The sequence below is a fragment of the Telmatocola sphagniphila genome (assembly GCF_018398935.1).
Taxonomy (GTDB): domain Bacteria; phylum Planctomycetota; class Planctomycetia; order Gemmatales; family Gemmataceae; genus Telmatocola; species Telmatocola sphagniphila.
On the sequence record NZ_CP074694.1, the window covers coordinates 5,793,259 to 5,811,748 of the forward strand.

An 18,490-nucleotide genomic window follows, 5' to 3' on the forward strand; every position below is an offset into this window, starting at 1 on the left:
CAACATTAGCGGCACGCAGTATCCATGTTATTTTCCAGCCTTGAATAATTCCTGGAAGCGGGCAGCCGCCCTCGGGAACTCGGTGCCGTCCTTCAGACCTTTCTCGCCGTCGCCGGGCGAAAGCTGGTGGCGGTGGTCATCGCCGGGTACGTTCACATCGAAATAGCAGTGGAAGAGGACGTTGTTCGTGGGATCATTGACAAATGCGTGCATGCGTTCAATGAAATGCGGGTTGTCGCCGCCGCCATGTCCATCCTTCCGGCGGTTGAGTCCCCACTCGGGGATCGCCAGGAGTTTTTTGTGGTCTTTGGCGAACTTCGTCCAGAACACCAAGCCGCGCGGACTGCCCATGATCCACTCGGTCCAGACCTTTTTCTGCCGGGCGAGGATTACGTCGTCGGTCGCGCCTTTCGCCCACGGATAGGTATCCTTATTCCAAGTCTCGTCGTAAACATCGATGCCAACAATATCGACGAACTCATCCCCGGGCCATGCTTCGTCGGCAGGAAAATCTTGGTCGCCAAGCGTGGGGTTCCAGCAGAACAAAATCTTCCCTGTGCCGGGCACGGCACGCATAGTCTTTACAATCTGCCGCCAGTATTCGGCGAAAAGCTTCGCCTTGTCCTTGGCCCCCCAGGCGTACCACCCCCCGTTGAACTCCCAGCCAGGTCGAAGGATGACGTCCCCGAGCTTGTGCGCCACCAGGTTCTCAGCGAGTTGCTTAAAATGGTGGTTGTACGTTCCGGCGGCGCCCTTCTCAAGTGACACGGGAACTTTGAGGTCCTTAGTGCCCTGCACGGGGCCGCTGCGGTCGGCGGGACCGGCAAGTATCGGCACTGCGAGCACTAACCGCCGGCCAGGCTTGGCGTGGACCCACGGACCCCATTCCTTCAGCCACCAGGTGGGCCATTGGACGTTGTCCCACGATTCGCCGCCGATGAAATCCTCGCCCCAGACGCTGGGCCGGTCCAGCCACTTTGCAAAAGCATCCACGTTCGCGGTGCCGTTGGCCCAGCGATAGACCCCCAGCGCCGGTTCTGCGGCCGTCGCTGGCGTGCCTAAGAGTAACAACAGGATCATCGGTCGCATGACACTCTCCCGTAAGTTGCGATTCATTGTCCGCACTATGCGGTTTCTGTAACAGTTGTTCGAACGCGCGGTCACGGGCTGTAGGATTTGCCTGACGATTACTGGATACTATACGTGAGTGGCAGAGTTACTCTTCACCTCTGCAATACCTCGGAGTGTTCTTGAAATAACCGCACGAAGTCGTCTAGTTCCTGCTCATTCAAGTCCGATATCACCCAATAGGACATGCCGGCCCGCTGCCAGTAACGGATGTTATATCCCTGCCGGGCCAGCCCCAGCACTGCTTTCTCGTTTTCGTCGCCTGCGGGCCAAGTGAACAGGTTTATGACATGAAAGCGGCGGTAGTAGACGAGGGCGGCGACCGGTCGATCAGTCAGGTAATCCAAACGACCACCAGCAAGCGAGTATCCCTGCGGGGTCAAATCGGCGACTTGCGGAGAGAAGTCTAGCTTTCCCCGGAACCAGGGTTTCACAGTGTGCCGGTCGGTGGACGGCATGTCCGTCAAATGATTAACCTGAAGTGAACGGACGTGACCGGCTACTACCGACTCCGCGAATCGGTCATCGGCGGACGTTCCTGTCCGGGACAAGATCATACCGACGGTGGCGGACACCCCGATCAGGAATAAGACTCCCGCGGCGAGGACAGCGCGGCGTGGGGACCGTCTTTGCTTGGGAAAGGGGAGTTGAACGCGAGCGCGTAGTCTGGCCGGAGCTCGGTGGTATAGCGATGCGGACGAGACCGTCGCTCGAAGTGACTGCAGATGCTTCACTTGAACGGAGCATTCCTGGCATCCCGACAAATGTTCTTCGATTTCAACGTGCCGAACCAAGTCCAGTTCGTCGTCGGAATAAGGGTGGAGCAGGACTTGGACTTCTTGACAATTCATTTCGGCTCCCCTTCGGGGCTAGCTGTCAGCAGTCGGTGAAGTTGATGGCGACCTCGGGAAAGTCGCGACATGACCGTGCCGATTGGAACTTCTGTTACGGCCGCGATCTCCTGGTAACTCAATCCTTCGAGTTCGCGCAGTACGATCACCTCCCGCAGTTGCGGTGCTAATTCTTCCAGCGCCTGCCGGACGAGGGCTTCCTCGCACTTACGAATGGCCAGGAAAACGGGATTCGATGATTCGTCGCCCCGATCGTGAATGTCTTCACTGTAGAGCAGAGTTCCTGGCGACCGCTGCTTGGACAGCCAGTCGAAGGATGCCCGGCGAACCACACCCAAGAGCCACGCGCGACCGTCTCCTCCTCGAAAACTCCCAAAGTACCGCGCAGCACGAAGGAAGGCTTCCTGGACGACGTCCTCGGCTGCATGTTCGTCCTGGGTCAACCACCGGGCCAGGTTGTAGGCGGCATCCAGGTGTGGCAGTGTGGCTTGTTCAAACTGCCGCCGCTCAGGGAGTTCCAACTGCTTAAGAGCCTTTCAAGTCAGGCGGCGATCATTCATGGAATTTCCGACACAGTATTCTACCGTCGGAGAAGCCCATTTATTCCCAAAGGCACTTTCTTTTTGGCGGAAGGAATATTTAGACCAGAAAGCCGGTAAGGATCTGCGAGCCCCTTTGCGCGTGCAACAGGGGCGATTCAAATACCAACCAGGAGGTCAGAATCATGCAGAATGTAAACAAAACGCTTCGACAAGAACCCCCGTCCGCCGATGGCATCGACCGCCGGGGGATGCTCCAGTGCATGGCGTGGGTAGGCACCGGACTGGTCTGGAGTGTGGCGGGCGGGGTGGCTACTTCACGCGTTTTCGGCCAGAAACCGACTGTGAAACCGACGTTCTCGTTCGTTCAGATCAGCGACAGCCACCTCGGGTTCGCCCGCGACCCGAACAAAGATGTTGCTGGCACGCTCCAGCAGACGATCGCCCGGATCAACGCTCTTGCTGAACCGCCCGCTTTTGTTCTGCATACGGGTGACCTGACGCACCTCGCCAAGCCGGCCGAATTCGATGCCGTGGCGGAACTCCTCAAGGAAGTCAAAGCCAGTAAGGTGCTCTACGTCCCCGGCGAACACGATTTCGACGGGGACGGCAACCAGGAGTACTTGAAACGGTATGGGAAAGGCACGGAGGGAAGGGGGTGGTACAGTTTCGACCACCAAGGGGTCCACTTCATCGGCCTCGTCAACGTGGCGAACTCCAAATCGGGCAGTGGCGGCGGACTGGGTGTTATCGGAAAGGAACAATTAGAGTGGCTGGAGAAGGACGCGGCCGGACTCAAGGACAGTAACCCTATCGTCGTGTTCGCCCACGTCCCGCTCTGGATGGTCCACGAGAAATGGGGCTGGGGCACGAGAGACTCCGAGCAGGCGCTCAAGATCCTAAAGCGGTTCGGTTCGCTCACGGTACTCAACGGCCACATTCACCAGGTGTTGCAGAAAGTGGAAGGGAAGGTGACCTTCCACTCCGCCCGCTCGACCGCGTTTCCTCAATCGGAGCCCGGTAAGGGAACGCCGGGGCCGATCCGCGACCTTGCGGCCGGGAAACTCAAATCGACGTTGGGGTTGTCAGAGGTCCTCTACGTGGCGGGAAACAGTTCGCTCGCTATCGTGGATTCTACGCTCGAATAACCTCCCCGTTCGGACGGGAATACTCATCACTTCCGGCTCATATCCTCGGCTGGATCATCGTCGCGAACTTGCCTCGCCAGTCCAGCCGTTTGTGGGGTTCGTAACCTCACAGTAGGCTTCTACTGGCAAAAGTTTTGTCACTAAGAATTCCGTTCAATACTTGCTGCGAATGGGACGAGCAGCGATTTTGATAGGCTCGCCGGTACTTCAGCTAGGCATGGGATGGATTTGGGCCATATTTGGGGACGTCGGTCTGGCCAGTCCACCAATCTGTATTAACGATAATACAAAATAGAGACTCTAACACCAAGATCTCGCGACTACCCTATCTCGTCCCGGAGATCCCGTAATTCTTTCATCATTTGAGAGATCTTGTTTATGTTTCGTCTGACTTTTCGAAGATTTTCGCCATTTTTCACTCGTAGAAGCCCGTTCCGGGCTGATTCTGCCTTCCCTTGGGAGGTTTTCGGGCCTGTCGACAACAACCAGGGCTTCACCCGGTAAATGGCCAATCGAAGCTTGGCCTTACCAATAGAAGAGATTGGTCCACGCTTGGATCTGTTGAGTTTTCCTGCGGCTACACGCTTGGGGTTGGGGCTCTTTTTCGGGGGTGTTTCCATTGGGAAATTTCTCGTACTTAATTGTTCGATGCCAAAAAAATCAAAAAAAACTAACTTTAGCTAAAAAATGCCGGCCCTCCCCTAGAGTGGGCCGGTTGGAGGTCAAGCGACCTTGGCTACACTCAGCTTGGGCTTTGCGTGGTGGGCTTTCGGGGATTTCCTTGATCGAATCGTCTCGATCGTGCGACGAAGTTCGCTGTTCAGCCTATTAGAGGCGGTATTCAAGATTTTCGTTGCGTCGTGTGACTGCGATTTGATCGCATCGCAGCGCAAGATCGACAGCTGCAGGTGCATGAACGCAGCTTGCTCGATCAGGATCTTCTCTAGCGGGTCACTCGGGTTCCCAGCTTCTGCAATCAGCCGATCCAGGTAGCAACGAATGGTGTCGACATCGAATGCGCTTTTGGCTGCGAGAGCGACGGACATCTGGTGCGGGACGAACAGCTTCATCAACACATCTGCGTAGTGAGCAGATCTCTGACTCTGCAAGTGCTTATCTTCGTCGAGACCGGCTGGTGGTGGTTCTGAAGGCTCAGTCCGTTCCTGAGGCCCTGGTGTCGCCTGCTCCGCGGACTCCGGGCCTCCAGATCGAGGTGCTCCCGAAAGGTTCGGATCAGTGCTCTGTTCCGTAGGTTTTGGTTTTTTCATGTTCGGGCTCCTAGGAGGTTTTCGATCTGTTGTCGGATCGAAGCAAGGCAGAACTCGCTATTGTCGCTAGCATTTGAGTTGAATGGGGTCTCATCAGGCATTTGGGGAGCCAAATTGGTAAGCCAGAAAGGTTGCTTGGAAGCTGCTAGATCCAGAATGCGACTGTAGGGCGGAATTGGATGATTCGCCGCCGTGCATAAATTCTCATACACTCGGAGGAGCCGTCGCAGCTCCGCCTCGCTTCGGCAGGTCAGCAGACCATCTTGGATGAGGAGCTGAATCCGAAACCGCAGCTGATCGGCCTCCCGACGATACGCTCGGCTGTTGGTCATCCAATCCGGAAACGGCTCGTTTCCGATCGTTGCGTAGTAACACTCCAGGATCTTCTCACCCCCACAGTACGCAAACCAACGTTCTGGATAGATGTTGGAAGTTCTCGGCTCTCCATCTGAGGAGTGAACGATCGCAGTCCGCAGGACCCAGTCGTGGTAGTGGAGCCAGGGTCGAACGTGGTACTGGCTCCGCTCGTACCAGCAGATGACTTCCGCCGGAATGCCGAAGCGATCCGAGAGTTGTTGATCGGATGCTTTGGTCAGTATCCAAGCTTGGAGCTTGGGTAACAAGGTCGCATGTGTTCGGGGCAGGGCCAGTGCTTCCGCAAGACCTTCTTTGGATAGCGTTTTCTTTCCTCGAAACTTCGCGCCTAGGTGTCGAGCGATCGTCAAGGTCTCGGCATCGTCTCGCGATAGCCGACGGATGTTCGCATCGAGGATTGCCTTCGCCCGACGGAGTCGCCCGTCGAGACGGCGAAAGGGATCCCACATCTGGAGGTCGTATGGGAATTCGTTTTCCATTTCTTTTTTCCTTTGTTGGAGTATGTTTACCTCCTTTCCACGCTACCTTCAGGTTGAGCGTTACGGAAGATCGCTAGCAGCGATTGGGGAGTTATTGGAGCCGGGAAAGGCCTGGAGATTATTGGAAAATCGTAAGCGACAATTTTTTTTCAGGCTAGTTTGCGGCTGGAAAATTGAAGTCCCGACGTAGGGGAGCGATGCTAACCGGCGTTTCCTAAGATGGTCGAGCTTACCCTCGGCGAGCCGCTGACCACGGGCCAAATGAACCAGGACCGGCTCAAGCTCTGCCTGAAGGTCAACGATCAGTCATACTCCTCGGAAGGAAAGACCGGCTGGTTCGAGGGCGAGATGCTGAATCTTCAAAGCAAATTGCCGCCCGGCATATTCATGAAAGCGTGCATCAACTGTGCCTTCTCGGATTACAGCCCCTATGGTCATGGCTTGTTCGGAAGTATGATCTGCTTTCGAGCGAACAAGGTTGGCCATCTTGCCCTCCCTTTAGGTGAGGACTTCGACAAGGACGACTATTTTGATGTGATGGATACCGTGTCAGAAATAGTTCAGGAAACCCATCTCTGCCCGGAGTTTGAACGGCGTGTGCCTGGGACGGGTTATCGTGGGTGATCCAACTGACCTTCACCAGACAGGGCATTGATATGGCAAGAAAGTTACAAGACATACCGCCACTTCTGCACGACGCCCGGTTGTGCGAGTCCCGCTGGGACCGTCATCTCAAGACGTTGCTCCTGTGCTTCCAGTGCCTCCGACGCAATGTCGATGGTACGCCCATTGAGGATAGCACCGTAGAACTCAAACTCAGCGGGGTCGAGCGGATTAGTGCGCACTACTCGCCAGCCAGCGTAAATGTGAAGCCCTCCGAATTCGGGGGATGTTCTCGGATCACCGTCGCCGACCTCGAAGAGTGGCCTCACGGTGCGGTCGAAGCCCACCTTTCGATCAACTCTGCCCAGGCCGACTTCGAGGCGGTAACGGCGTGCGTCCGGGAGGCACTGGTTGGCAATCTGATGGACAAACCTTCCGAATCGCCTTTGCGGATTCACGTCTCTTTCGAGCCGCACAACTACGGCCCCCAAGGTACGGTTACTGGCCTGTCCGTTGACTGCGACTCACTGGAGACATTCAGTAACGCCGTGCCGCTCGACATCGAAACGTGGGAGCGTCAGTTCGAGGCGTGGTGGAAAGGTTGGCGGAATCATTGGTCGGAAAAGGAGGAGGACGGTGACGATAAGGAACCTGCCCTGGAAGACACCTTTATTCCAGCAGGACAGCCAGACATGCCAGACCTGTCGTATCGACCACCAGCGGCAGCACCATTTCTGCTCTTGTCAACGACTGTCCCTGCGGAACTTCTCAAGCCGATTGAAGATTATCACAACGGCCACAACGAGCAGAACTGGTTGAAGGTGGCCTCTGCGTACCCGTTCTTTGACCACGAACCCACCGAGCGTGCGGCCCGGCTTCAGGAGCAATTCCACGGCCACAACTACGGGAGATGGGTTTACGTCCGCTATATCGACGGATGGTGGTGCGAAGGTAATCGAGCGTGTGTCATTGTCAGAGGAATCGAACACAACATAGGCGATGACGACGCGCCTGCCAGGAATGAGGAAACCGTCATCACTTATGGTCTGCGTCGGTTTCACCAATCCTGGGTTATCGCCACATGGTCGCAAGGATGGCCTCGTTTTGGATCGGCGGATAAGCTGCAAGGCGAGCAACCCTGGAGGAACGGCTGGAATCTTGCCGAATGACGTGACAGTTCCAAAGAGAATCTTAACCGCATGACCGCCACCGTGTCCCTGCTACCCCGGCGGCCCTTATTCATTTGCCGCCGGGGGTAGTGGGACTGCAGTCCCCTTAATCAGATGTCACTTGCAGTCCAGAGACCGCAGGGTATTGACGCTCGACACCGACTAAGAGGGCTTTGGGTTTTTTACAGTTCCAAATCGTAACCGCCGCCACAAATCACCAGCGATATTGTTCAGGCAACCGACGACGTCTTCACGGCTCCACTTCCTTTTGGAGTATCAGCTTTTGCGGTCGGAATTTGTCCAGGGCTGGCAGGCGAAATACGTACGGAAGGCACTTGAGAGTCGCCTTCCTCCATGGCCCATGAACTTCCATGTTGAATATCCACTTCGACTCGCATGTTGGGAAGAACTTCCTTCATGGCCCGCACCATGATTTGGCTGATATGCTCTTTCGCTTCCTCGGGATCTCGACTCTCGGGGACTTCGATAAGCATTTCATCATGAACAAAATTCACTATTCGGTAGTTAGCCCGGAATAGATTCCACAGAGCCAGTTTTGCTCCGTCGGCCGCAATACCCTGGAAAATCCCATTGTGCCTTTGCGTATAGCTCGCACGAGCTCGTATTCGACCACTAAGGGTCACAAAGGCCGTCGTACCGGCAAGCGATATCATAGCATTCCTCAATTCAACGGAAGGGGTTCTCTGGATAATCTGCAGTCGAAGTTGAGGGTTTTCTAACTCAGTGGCAACTTTATTCAAGCTGGTCCAGAAGAAGTCGAGATATTCGGGACTATAAAGGATACCTTTCTGGCTCCGAGGTTCTTGCTGACCTAAAACTTTAAGGCACATGCCGCCGAGTATCGGGCAGGGAGTATTCTCGTCCGCCGTTGTGTTCTTCCAAGTATGGGCTTTTGGATTGAAAATCTTCCACTCAGCAGGTGTCAGATTCAAGTATTGGGCGATTTGCAAAGGGATATCAGAAGCTAAAAATTCTCGAATTTCCGGAAAAAGAGCAAAGTAGCCATCCCGAAACTTTTCCGCCTCCTGCTCCGTCATCTCCACTTCGTAGGATGTTTTAGCGTAGTGAGCCAGAGATCTTGCCCCCATGCCGCCAGGTGTTCCAAAATTGATGGGTTTTGCTTTGGCACGGTCTGCCTTCGTCACCTGCTCAGGAGATATCTGAAGGACCTGAGCGGCAACAAGTTTGTGAAGATCAGTTCCTTTGTTTATCTCTTCGGCCATTCGAGAGGATTTACCAAACTGGCTCTGAATTGCCTCCGCCAAGGCAACCAATTCGATCATTTTGTAATCGGCCTTGACCAGGTAATGTCCGGGGGAAGGAACAAAGCAGCGACGGACACGATGATCGCGGGGGAGATTTTGAGCGTTGAGGTCGCCGAACGAACTCGTACGACCACTCCGTACCAAAAACTGGAAGGATGGATGAAGGGTCGGCCGATCCATGCGGCTGGTCAGTAACTTTAGCAAGCTCTCGAATCGCTTGGATAAAAAAAGAGAATTCAAAAAAGGTGAACGATTGGCATATTCCTGAAGGCTATCTTCCGAAGTTGAGATACGATCCTTTTGATCGGTAGACTTTTGAGTACGGGGAAGCTGGACGCCAATATCTTTTTCGACGCGTTTCAAGATTTTCTGTAGCGACTCCTGAGAGCCTTTGCCAGATCCGAGATACCCTTCCGCCCGAAGAATTTTGAGGTGGGTTTCCAGTTCGGTTTGAAAATAGGTCACCGCGGCTTGGCATTCTTGGCGATTAAGCGTTAGGCCGTTACCGTGGATACCCTTAAGAGCCAGTGATGCTTTCAGCTGGATATGGTGGGTTAGAGGACCCCACTTGTGAAGACATTCATTCATGCGATTTGCCGACAGCCTTCCCCAGATCTCCCGAGAAGTCTGCAATTCACTTTCAATTAAACCGCGTAGTCTTTCATAAAGCATGTGCGTAATTGCAACATCCCGCGCGAGGTATTCCAGATAGACTGTTTCGATCTGACTTGGAGGTTTTCCAAGCCAGCGGCCGAAGGATGTTCGAACATCATTCCCCTGGTCATCTCGGATGTCTTTCGGGACGCTAAGGGCAAGAATCTCTAGGGCACAATCGTCCAATTTCGATTCTTTGTCGGCAAGATCACCGGCCGTGGCTAGCCGATAAAGCTTGTACAGAATCATTGTGTCCCAGATCCGATTTGCATCCGCGCGCTTAAACAGGCTTTCATCAAATTCCTCTAGAACCGTTAGGTCGAAGGCTGCATTATGAAAGACGATCTCGTTTTGGGAATGGCAGTGGAGAAAATCTGCCACACTTTCCCGCGGGAGAAAGACACCCCGATTACCACTAAAAGCTGCAGCCATTACCAATGGTGGCGCTATCCAATCTCTCTGGCGATCGATTTGTAACGTCTCAGTATCGATACTAATAGGACCACTGAATATCCGACCATTAGACAGTTTCCATGGGGAAAATTTATAATTAATATTGCCAATTTGAATGTTCATATGTTTTTATATCCGTTTATATTTTAATGTTTTAAAACCGTTGAGAACTGGTTAAGCGATTAGGCTGGTTAGGTTATTTAGCCCAAGAAGATCCTTAGATTATTTGAGGGTAAGATCCCCTGCAGTTCACTGAAGTATCTTAACCAGCTCGACTCTTAGCCGACACTCACTAAGGCAATTGCTGAAAGTTATCGAGGCGACAAGTGCTTCATCAGCTTAACCGCCTAATCACTTATTCCAGAACGGACGAGGATCTGACATGGGTAGGGCAACCGCTCAACCTCGCATGGTAGCTAAGCGGTTGCGATATGCCACTTACCATTCTTCGGTATTTCCAGACCCGTCTGAGTGCGGCTGATTTTCGGTAGTACTTCCTTCAGTCTGAACTGGCTGAGTAGATATATCGGATCGAACTTCCACCACGGAGCTAAGATTCCCATCTGCTAATACTGCTCCCGCAGCCAGCGAGCTAGCACCAGTGTCAGTCTCTATTCGGCTCTCCCAGAGGCAGTCCAGGTAGTAGAGATTCCTGTTGCCTCGTTCGCGCAATTTTTTTAGAACCGCTTTTGCTGGTCGTCCGTCTATGGCTATAGGGGTCTCGCGGCCGAGGAGCCTGCTCAGTTCTGCACCTGCGAGCTGTGCCTGCACACGTTCTTGGGGTTTGCCCACGACATTCTCGAATGCCTCCGATGCAGAAAAATAAATAAGCCAATCCTTTGACAGTTTGGCGATCCCAGTCGCTTCACGAGCGGTAGTATCCGGGTGGAGATACGGGCCCTGTAGACGGATTACGGAATCGGCTAAAGCCATTAGATGGGTGCGGTCGGAATCGAACTCCTCGCTAGCTTCGGAAATGTTCGCAAGGAACTCATGGAAGCCGTTGGCTTCCATGATGCCCGATATTACTTGACCCCATACCCGGAAGCGATGCCGGCCATTACCTGTTGGTCGTCCCTGCTGCACCCAATGGATTACCATCCCCATCAGTTCGGAGATTATCTCACTCCGATGCTCGCGTGCGAACTGCATCGGGTCGAAATCCGTGGGAAATTGCCGGCTTCTCGGATCGCCGTCGTAATGCAAGCGGATCGGCAAGCTTCGGGATACTAAATCAGAACTCAGAGAGGTCTGATTCATGGTTAAGATCCATAGGATATCATTAGAGCGTCGCATATTTGTGGAGGTACCCAAGATCCGCAGTTCGATAGTCGGTGAGACAGAATTCGCTTCGAGGACTGGGCTGGCCACCGACTGCTGTCGGGCATTCCTGGCGTTGTCGATTATCAATACGTGAGCGTCTCGTTGAAGCGAGGCACACAGTCGCTTTTGGAGCTCTTCTTCTTCCGGCAAGTAGCCCAGTAATGCCGGGTTATTATTGTCAAATATCTGGCCGACAAGACGAGCTAAGAGAGTTTTTCCAAGCCCTGGCTGATTGCCGTCGATAACGGCCAGTGGTTTACCGTCCTCTATGAAATGATTAATCAGCAGTCCGGTAATTAGGAATGCTATCATGTTGGCCAGATCCGCATCCGTCTTAAAACAGAAGTTTTGTAATAGCGTTCGGAGGTGTTGCGGCAACCGCTCAAGGATGGGGCCGGTGGTTGGAGTCGACCCTCTCAGGATGGGTTCGATGCTCTCACCGGTTACCAGGATCTTTGACTCGGGATAATAGCCGGGACGAAGAATCTTGAACTGCGAGTCGAAAAGTGGCCTTCCGGCGGAGGTGGTGATCTCGGGGAAGCTATTCTCTATCAGATTCGAGCAAAAGATTAACGAGATAGCTTCCCGCGGGATTAGGAACTTACCCTTCTCATCCGAACATACCAGGATGTTAGCCAGATGGCTGGGCCCATTTCGATCCGGCCCGGTCTCCGTAAAGATATTACAGAGTTTCGCACTGGGGCCGAAGCCTTCTCCTCGCAAGTAGACCATCTTTCCGCCGTAGTCGAAAACTCGCTCCGATTCTAACAGCAGCTGACGCGCCAGTAGAATGAAGTTGTCCGTGTTTGTGTATCCGACTTTGCGGGAATACCCGGCAAGATTCGGTATGTTTCTCGATCCTCCCAGCGGTAAGCGATCCAGTTCGCCAAAGGAAGAGAAGAGTGTATGCGCGAGCTCATTACCTCGGGAAGAGTTTAAAATACTCGCCATTAGACACCTTCCTTTCTTGCACCTTCTCGCGGTGAAAGATAAAGATCGAAAAGATCTTCTAGCTTAATCCTCCCGCAGCCTCCATAACACTTTCCGATGCGGTCGAGGACGTCCAAGCGACTATTCGGAGCTTTGCATTTGGGGCATGGGTTGATTCGTCGAGACCCAAGTAGCTGTTCAGCGATCACCCCAAACGGAGCGTTGCGAACAACTTCGATATGCTCGACTATTTCTTCCGGTGACACTGGCTTGCCGGCCTTCAGTTGTCTTACTTCGACACCGTTCTTGCTGTTGATGCTTCCTATGGGACGCGTTAGGGCGGTTATGCCAGGGCAATCCGGATCGCTCGGAAGTAAGCACTGCACGACTCGAACATAGCGGCTCCAGCGATCCCGTTCATACTCGCCATGAAACTGAACGGTGGGAGATAGCCACACGATGATGTGATACCCGCCCCCAGAAAACCGCACTTCGGCCTGTCGGAGGATAGGGGATCGCTCGAGCCACGGGGAGATTACGTTCTGATAGACGGCCTCGGGGCCTCCCAACTGCAGGTGTTCGTCGACGATAGCCGGGCGTAGGAGACACAGGTCGATATCGATAAGCATGGCGTTAAGCTGAGTGATCTCAGCTTCAGCCCGGGAGACTCGCTCGATGGGGCCGGTTTCGCCCGTATTACAAAGTTGTTCGCGGTTATCGACAGCATCCGCATTGAAACAAGTGGATGCAATCGTGTTACAACGGGGGTGTACTGAATCCGCTGTGTGTAGTAAGCTAGACATAACAATACTCCTAAGGTAGTGTGCGGCCGTACAGCGATTGCCGTCGCTGTACGGTCAATTTCCTCGACTCACTCTCATCTATTGCTGGGCAGGCGCTTTCCGCTACTATGCCGGTTAGCGTTAAATTTTGCCGTTCTCAAATCCATGACCTCCTTTCAACAGCTTCAGTGAGCGACCCGCCATGAGCCCCAGCTTGGAAATAACTATTGAAGAATCTGATACGAGTCAATATACTGTTTAAAGTTTCAAAGTTTCAAAGTTTTAAAGTTTTTCTTGAGGTCGAGATCGATGAATGCACATTTTCCCTCAAAACCCTTTTACTGGACCGTCGCGGTCGAAGGATATTCGTGGATCCCGGAAGTTCCTGGGTCAAAGCATAGTTCGACCAAAAAAGCTCTTGCTGGCCGAAAGTTCTGCGTCGCGAAAAGGGAGTACCCGAACCGGACATACCAACCCAGTGAAGTTCAGAACCTGTACCGAATTTTTGGAAACCTGAAGCCGTCAGAAGAAGCTGTACAGCAATTTGCAAATGAATACGGTCTTTTAGGTATCGGAACCGCTCCGAAAACACAATCTGCAACCGGTGATAGGCTGCGCATCAAATTTGAGGCTTGTTCGATAGGTGCAGAAGACAAGACCGCGAAGATTTCCAAGCCGGTTCAATACGGCGAAGCTTTTGAAGATTGGATTGTCGCCATTCAGGATATGAATCGAGCAATCACTCTTATGGAACTATGCCGTCCGGGGGGAGGAGCTGTCCAAGCGGACTTCATGGAAATGTACGAATTGTTCAATAGGTACTCCAACTTTGATTTTGCTATCCGCTTACAGATGTCCTTAGATTCGACATCGGGGTTGCATTGCCTCAGTCTAAATCCCCAATCGCTATTAGGTGCAATGTGGCTTCAGTTCGGGTGTGCAAGTGCGATTAACCAAGAAAAGGCAACCGATCGGACTTGTGCAATATGCGGAGAAATTTTCCCGATGAAGAGTGGACGTGGTCATTCCAAACAAATTTACTGCTCCAACAAATGTAAGATGCGTGCGTATTGGAAACGAAAAGAAAACCAGCCTTCACAGGCAGAACCTTCTAAGCCTGTAGACAATCGAAGAGCTTTGAGTGACGTGGATTTTGATCCGGACAATTAGCATTTCAGTGGAAAGTTAAAAAGGACTCTGAGTGGGTATCAGAATATTTCGGCGGTATGGACGACTAGGTAGGGGGTATGAGAAATGGAAGCAGACGATAAGCAACCCCTCAAAATGCTCACTTAACCCTTTGCTCGTCGACGCAAGGGAAGCGGCCCGGCTTCTGGGTATCGGTGCTCGCAAGCTCTGGGAGATCACCAATACCCGCGAACTTCCAGCGGTGCGTATTGGACGAGCGATCCGCTACGACATGGCCGACATTCGAGCGTTCATCGAGCGGGCGAAAGACAAGCCGTTTATCGTTCGCATATCTCAAAATCGGCCGCTGGGTTAAACTCAATTCGTAACAAAGCAAATGAGGTCCTTCAAGATGGCAAGCACGAAGCGAACACATGGGCAGGGGACTCTTTATCGTGCAAATGGCGAAGGGGCCTGGATTGCTTCCTGGTATGACTACCTCGGGAAACGTCGGAAACGGTCCACACGGACCACCGACAAGCGGACCGCCGAACGTATCTTATCGAAGATCGTTTCAGATGAAGCGTTGCGGCGGGAGGGTTTGATTGATCCGGCTGAGGAGAAATTTCGGGACGCTTCGAATATCTCGATTGCAACCTATTTGCAAGAATTCGAGGCCTCTCTCTCTGCTGCAAACCGGGATCCGAAGCATATCGCATCAACCCTTCGAGCAATTCGCCAGATCGCAAAATTTGCGGGTTGGAGCACGCTTGGGCAGATGGAACCGACGGGAGTAAATCGCTACGCGACGGAACTTAAAAGAACGAATTCACTCCGAACTGTTCAGGCCCATTTGACGAGCATCAAATCCTTCACTCACTGGCTGATCCAGACGGGGAAACTTTCTCGAGATCCTTTAGCGTCGGTCACAAAGCCGAATCCGAAACTTGGAAGGAAACGGGAAAGACGAATGCTTCTCCCCGAGGAGTGGAGCTGGCTTCGAGCTTCGACAGAATCGGGGCCGATGCTTTGCGGTATGAATGGTCACGAAAGGATGCTCTTTTATGCTCTGGCGATTCAGACCGGACTCCGATCGAGCGAGTTGCGGAGTTTGACCCGGGGACAATTACACCTCAGCGGGGAAAACCCTTTCGTTACCTGCAAGGCGGGATCTACCAAGAACGGGAAAGATGCGCGACAGTATATTAAACGGGAACTGGCAGAAGCCCTAGCGGGGTTGGTGCAGTCAAAAATGTCTCATATACCCGTCTTCAATCTTCCAGAAGCCTCTCGATTGGCGGACATGATCCGAAAGGATCTGGCGGCGGCAAAGTCCGCATGGATTCAGGAAGCCGAAAGAGATGAGGCGGAAACCCGCCGTCGTAAAGAATCGGATTTTCTCTCCGCAAAGAACTTCAGCAGTCAGGAGCTTGATCTACACAGCCTACGGCACACCTGCGGAGCGTGGTTGGCTCAATCGGGCGCCCATCCCAAGTCGATTCAGACTGTGATGAGACATAGCTCGATCACCCTGACCATGGACACCTACGGTCATTTATTCCCTGGCCAGGAGGCGGCAACCGTGGCTGGATTCCCGGATATGCTGGGGATCAATGGGAAGACTATAAACGATAACATTTCGGAGAATATCCTGGCAGAGCGCGGTAGCTATTCTGGTAGCAATCAGGGTGCGTTTCCGTGCGTGCTGCGTGCGAGCCAGTGCGAGATGGGAAGCACTGCTGAGCAACCTGCGATCGGTTGTAACCCTGTAATTACTGGGGATTTATGCGAAACAGTGCGAGAGGATGCGACAAAAAGTGAGAATGCCCCCTCACGGGCTCGAACCGTGGACCCGCTGATTAAGAGTCAGCTGCTCTACCAACTGAGCTAAAGGGGCTGCGACTGTTATTTTGGTAAAGAGAACTGCGATGTCAAGAGGTTCGGCCATTTTCCGGTTTGAACCCGCCATTTTGGGCGAAATTTTCACTTTAGCCCCGGAAAATCCACTTAACCATCTCCCCAAATTTGGCTCCCTTACCATGCATCAGGATGCCCACTCGGAAAATCCGGCCCGCCGCCCAGACGCATAGGAGCGTCGTCATTAGCACCAGCACAATACTCGTCAGCAACTGCCAAAGCGGTACGCCCGGGGGGACTGACTGCCGGGCCACCATGATCATGGGAGTGCCGAATGGGAAGAAGGAAGCGACTGTAGCAATCATGCCGTTCGGATCGCTGATGATTTTGCTCAAAGCGAACAGCGGGATACAGGCGATGAGCATGATCGGCATCATCAGCGACTGAGTATCCTTGATGTCCACGGCCGCCGCGCCCACGGCGATGAACAGAGAACCGTAGATTAACAGAGCCAGGATCAGGAAGAAGCCGAACCAAAATAGCAGGACGGGAGAGAGCAGATCGGCATAGCCGTAACGATAAGCGACGAAATAGCCTCCCAGCAGGTAGACACTAGCCATGGTCAAGGCCACGCCAATTACTCCCACGAGCTTGCCGGCCATCAGTTGAAAAGGACTGACCGAACCCAGAATCACCTCGGCGATACGCTGGGATTTCTCCTCAACGATTCCCTGCATTGCCGGTGTCGCCCCCACCATGATGACCATGAACATTAAACCTATAAGCGCGGCCGGTAGGAACAGATTAACGAATTGTGCTCCTTTTTTGCCCTCTTTAAGTTCACCTGTTAGTTTGTCTTTAACAACCAAGGAATGCGGTTCAACAATCACTTGAGCCAGAAGCGGCTTGATCTCAAAGGCGTTGAGCTTTTTGTCATTAAACCTCTGTACTTGAACTGCTTCGGTTAGCAGAAATTGCGCGGGAAATCGAAACTTGGCTGCTTCAATAGCATTTTTAAATCTGAGCTTAACGATTTGATCATCCGGTTGTTCTTCGGCTAATTTGGTGATGGGTTTGTATACTTCTTTGCCAATTTCGACGAAACCATCCAATTCTCCATTTTCAACCCGTTGGGACAATTCATAACGCTGCTGGAGAATTGATTCTTTATCATCCTTACTCGGCGGAATAGTTTCGATGGCCATCTTCATCGAAACCAGCTCTTTTAACTGAGGAGCCGCCTTTTCAATTTCCGGATTTTTCTTGGTAGCCTCCGTTAACTGCTTTTTGAATTCGCTGTTCTCGTCGACAAGTTGTTTTAAGACTTCACCGAGTTTTCCGCCTTCGCTACGATCCACAACGGCGATCTTCATCTCCTTGACATCCACTTTTTCCAGCACCACCTGCACCAGGATGCTGCCGAAAGAGAAAATGGGCATCATCAGCATTGTCAGGATGAAGGCTTTGGAGCGGACCGCCGCTTTGTATTCCCGGGCGGCGATCGTGAAAATCTTATCCATAATCTCTCTTCGGTTCGTTCTAGATTCGATACTAGTTGGCAGCTGCAATTTCTTTCAAGACAATCGAAAGTCGCAAACCGGCTTTAGTCGCCTGATAGCGGGCGCAATCCCCGGCTTGCTGAGCATAGTATTTCGGGGCTATAGGAATCTCGATTTTCTTCTCGTCATCCAGAATCTTCACTTCGCCGTCGCGAAATTCGGTTTTGGCGTATACCACTTTTAAATCGCCACTGAGATAAACGCATTTGACCGCTTGTTGAAAAGATTCCTGAGCCCATTCTTCCACGGTTTTATGCCGATCCAATTCATCGCGGATTTTGCCGCCATTAACTTCCAGTTGCTTTTCCAGATCCAGCACTCCGGAATTAATCCCGGCATTGTTTACATCCCGGCCCAGCAGGCCGTCCCAGAACGAGTGGAGTTGAATGAGGCCGCCCGATTGCAATTTTACCTTGGATAAATTGCCGCCCCGATCTCCTTCAGGGAACTCCTTGGAGAATCGAGTGCAGCAGTGCAAGGGCTGATGCATATCGGTGATCAGGTGGAAGAGCCAAGTCAGGTGAACCGCTTGTTCAACGCGGTCGCCGCCGGAGAGAACGATTTTCTTGGACAGGCCAATCTGCTTCACGACGTTTTGTTCACCCGCCCCGGGGGCTTTGATGTCCTCGCCCGGCGGAATATACGGGATATTGATGTAATGCCATTCACCGCGATTGTAAGCTTTCCGCTCGGGAGGGCCGTTGCGAACCCAGTCGGCCCAGGTGGAGGCTCGCATGAATGCCCACTCGTCCTCGGGAATGTTGTCGGGACGATTCGCAGCGAGATATTCCTTATAGTGGGGATGGTTCTGCAGAATCTTGGTGATCTTGGTCCGCTCCTCGGCTGAAAGTTGCTTCCAGGCCAGGCGGGAACAGACCATGTGCCCTTTATCGTTCCAGGCAAAGGCGGACGGGGAAATTAGAATTAAAGTCAACAGGCTAAATAGCAAACGCTTCAT

At 52.8% G+C, this 18,490-nt stretch carries 15 protein-coding genes, 1 tRNA gene and 1 pseudogene; 6 read left to right on the forward strand and 11 right to left on the reverse strand.

The window, feature by feature from the left end:
* Positions 1-27 precede the first annotated feature (27 nt).
* The 3 genes from KIH39_RS23205 to KIH39_RS23215 form a co-directional block, all read right to left on the reverse strand.
* The gene (locus tag KIH39_RS23205; protein WP_213495885.1) at positions 28-1,089 is read right to left on the reverse strand and encodes a glycoside hydrolase family 26 protein; all 1,062 of its coding nucleotides are present in this window, start codon (positions 1,087-1,089) and stop codon (positions 28-30) included.
* 134 nt (positions 1,090-1,223) lie between these two features.
* Positions 1,224-1,979: an anti-sigma factor family protein gene (locus KIH39_RS23210; protein WP_213495887.1), complete on the reverse strand. Its 756-nt coding sequence runs from the start codon at positions 1,977-1,979 to the stop codon at positions 1,224-1,226.
* Positions 1,976-2,500 (reverse strand): sigma-70 family RNA polymerase sigma factor, encoded by a 525-nt coding sequence (locus tag KIH39_RS23215; RefSeq protein ID WP_213495889.1) that lies wholly within the window; start codon positions 2,498-2,500, stop codon positions 1,976-1,978. The genes KIH39_RS23210 and KIH39_RS23215 overlap by 4 nt, the downstream gene beginning before the upstream one ends.
* 203 nt (positions 2,501-2,703) lie before the next feature.
* On the opposite strand from KIH39_RS23215, the gene KIH39_RS23220 reads away from it, so the two are divergent.
* Positions 2,704-3,666, forward strand: coding sequence for a metallophosphoesterase family protein (locus tag KIH39_RS23220; RefSeq protein ID WP_213495891.1), 963 nt, complete (start codon positions 2,704-2,706; stop codon positions 3,664-3,666).
* Between the two features lie 722 nt (positions 3,667-4,388).
* On the opposite strand, the gene KIH39_RS23225 is transcribed toward KIH39_RS23220, so the two are convergent.
* Together KIH39_RS23225 and KIH39_RS23230 are read right to left on the reverse strand one after the other, a co-directional pair.
* On the reverse strand, positions 4,389-4,934 hold the full coding sequence (locus tag KIH39_RS23225) for a hypothetical protein (protein ID WP_213495893.1): 546 nt from the start codon (positions 4,932-4,934) through the stop codon (positions 4,389-4,391).
* The gene (locus KIH39_RS23230; RefSeq protein ID WP_213495895.1) at positions 4,931-5,788 is read right to left on the reverse strand and encodes a hypothetical protein; all 858 of its coding nucleotides are present in this window, start codon (positions 5,786-5,788) and stop codon (positions 4,931-4,933) included. The genes KIH39_RS23225 and KIH39_RS23230 overlap by 4 nt, the downstream gene beginning before the upstream one ends.
* A 219-nt stretch (positions 5,789-6,007) precedes the next feature.
* Here KIH39_RS23230 and KIH39_RS23235 point away from each other — a divergent pair, with 219 nt between their 5' ends.
* Together KIH39_RS23235 and KIH39_RS23240 are read left to right on the forward strand one after the other, a co-directional pair.
* Entirely contained in the window at positions 6,008-6,412 is a 405-nt protein-coding gene (locus KIH39_RS23235) for a DUF6304 family protein (RefSeq protein ID WP_213495897.1), read from the forward strand.
* Between the two features lie 32 nt (positions 6,413-6,444).
* Positions 6,445-7,560, forward strand: a complete 1,116-nt coding sequence (locus KIH39_RS23240) for a hypothetical protein (protein ID WP_213495899.1) — start codon at positions 6,445-6,447, stop codon at positions 7,558-7,560.
* Between the two features lie 230 nt (positions 7,561-7,790).
* Here the strand turns inward: KIH39_RS23240 and KIH39_RS23245 are convergent, their stop codons facing one another.
* The 3 genes from KIH39_RS23245 to KIH39_RS23255 all read right to left on the reverse strand — a co-directional run bounded on the left by KIH39_RS23245 (position 7,791) and on the right by KIH39_RS23255 (position 13,009).
* On the reverse strand, positions 7,791-10,076 hold the full coding sequence (locus KIH39_RS23245; protein WP_213495901.1) for a DNA polymerase: 2,286 nt from the start codon (positions 10,074-10,076) through the stop codon (positions 7,791-7,793).
* Between the two features lie 315 nt (positions 10,077-10,391).
* Entirely contained in the window at positions 10,392-12,227 is a 1,836-nt protein-coding gene (locus tag KIH39_RS23250) for a hypothetical protein (RefSeq protein ID WP_213495903.1), read from the reverse strand.
* Positions 12,227-13,009 (reverse strand): hypothetical protein, encoded by a 783-nt coding sequence (locus KIH39_RS23255; protein ID WP_213495905.1) that lies wholly within the window; start codon positions 13,007-13,009, stop codon positions 12,227-12,229. The genes KIH39_RS23250 and KIH39_RS23255 overlap by 1 nt, the downstream gene beginning before the upstream one ends.
* A gap of 288 nt (positions 13,010-13,297) precedes the next feature.
* On the opposite strand from KIH39_RS23255, the gene KIH39_RS23260 reads away from it, so the two are divergent.
* The 3 genes and pseudogenes from KIH39_RS23260 to KIH39_RS27310 form a co-directional block, all read left to right on the forward strand.
* Positions 13,298-14,158, forward strand: coding sequence for a hypothetical protein (locus KIH39_RS23260; RefSeq protein WP_213495907.1), 861 nt, complete (start codon positions 13,298-13,300; stop codon positions 14,156-14,158).
* A gap of 130 nt (positions 14,159-14,288) precedes the next feature.
* Positions 14,289-14,492, forward strand: a complete 204-nt coding sequence (locus KIH39_RS23265; RefSeq protein ID WP_213495909.1) for a helix-turn-helix domain-containing protein — start codon at positions 14,289-14,291, stop codon at positions 14,490-14,492.
* Between the two features lie 678 nt (positions 14,493-15,170).
* Positions 15,171-15,662 (forward strand): annotated as a pseudogene (locus KIH39_RS27310) (tyrosine-type recombinase/integrase); the annotation flags it as partial.
* A 278-nt stretch (positions 15,663-15,940) separates the two neighbouring features.
* Here KIH39_RS27310 and KIH39_RS23275 read toward each other — a convergent pair.
* From KIH39_RS23275 to KIH39_RS23285, 3 genes are all read right to left on the reverse strand, one after another.
* Positions 15,941-16,013: transfer RNA gene (locus KIH39_RS23275), tRNA-Lys, on the reverse strand.
* Between the two features lie 91 nt (positions 16,014-16,104).
* Positions 16,105-17,493: an ABC transporter permease gene (locus tag KIH39_RS23280; RefSeq protein WP_213495911.1), complete on the reverse strand. Its 1,389-nt coding sequence runs from the start codon at positions 17,491-17,493 to the stop codon at positions 16,105-16,107.
* 31 nt (positions 17,494-17,524) lie between these two features.
* Positions 17,525-18,490 (reverse strand): S1/P1 nuclease, encoded by a 966-nt coding sequence (locus KIH39_RS23285; RefSeq protein WP_213495913.1) that lies wholly within the window; start codon positions 18,488-18,490, stop codon positions 17,525-17,527.

Coding starts and splice junctions, on each gene's coding strand:
- KIH39_RS23285 (WP_213495913.1), bottom strand. CDS start 18,490: ATGAAGCGTTTGCTATTTAGCCTGTTGACTTTAATTCTAATTTCCCCG.
- KIH39_RS23220 (WP_213495891.1), top strand. CDS start 2,704: ATGCAGAATGTAAACAAAACGCTTCGACAAGAACCCCCGTCCGCCGAT.
- KIH39_RS23280 (WP_213495911.1), bottom strand. CDS start 17,493: ATGGATAAGATTTTCACGATCGCCGCCCGGGAATACAAAGCGGCGGTC.
- KIH39_RS23205 (WP_213495885.1), bottom strand. CDS start 1,089: ATGCGACCGATGATCCTGTTGTTACTCTTAGGCACGCCAGCGACGGCC.
- KIH39_RS23225 (WP_213495893.1), bottom strand. CDS start 4,934: ATGAAAAAACCAAAACCTACGGAACAGAGCACTGATCCGAACCTTTCG.
- KIH39_RS23240 (WP_213495899.1), top strand. CDS start 6,445: ATGGCAAGAAAGTTACAAGACATACCGCCACTTCTGCACGACGCCCGG.
- KIH39_RS23230 (WP_213495895.1), bottom strand. CDS start 5,788: ATGGAAAACGAATTCCCATACGACCTCCAGATGTGGGATCCCTTTCGC.
- KIH39_RS23255 (WP_213495905.1), bottom strand. CDS start 13,009: ATGTCTAGCTTACTACACACAGCGGATTCAGTACACCCCCGTTGTAAC.
- KIH39_RS23250 (WP_213495903.1), bottom strand. CDS start 12,227: ATGGCGAGTATTTTAAACTCTTCCCGAGGTAATGAGCTCGCGCATACA.
- KIH39_RS23260 (WP_213495907.1), top strand. CDS start 13,298: ATGAATGCACATTTTCCCTCAAAACCCTTTTACTGGACCGTCGCGGTC.
- KIH39_RS23235 (WP_213495897.1), top strand. CDS start 6,008: ATGGTCGAGCTTACCCTCGGCGAGCCGCTGACCACGGGCCAAATGAAC.
- KIH39_RS23210 (WP_213495887.1), bottom strand. CDS start 1,979: ATGAATTGTCAAGAAGTCCAAGTCCTGCTCCACCCTTATTCCGACGAC.
- KIH39_RS23245 (WP_213495901.1), bottom strand. CDS start 10,076: ATGAACATTCAAATTGGCAATATTAATTATAAATTTTCCCCATGGAAA.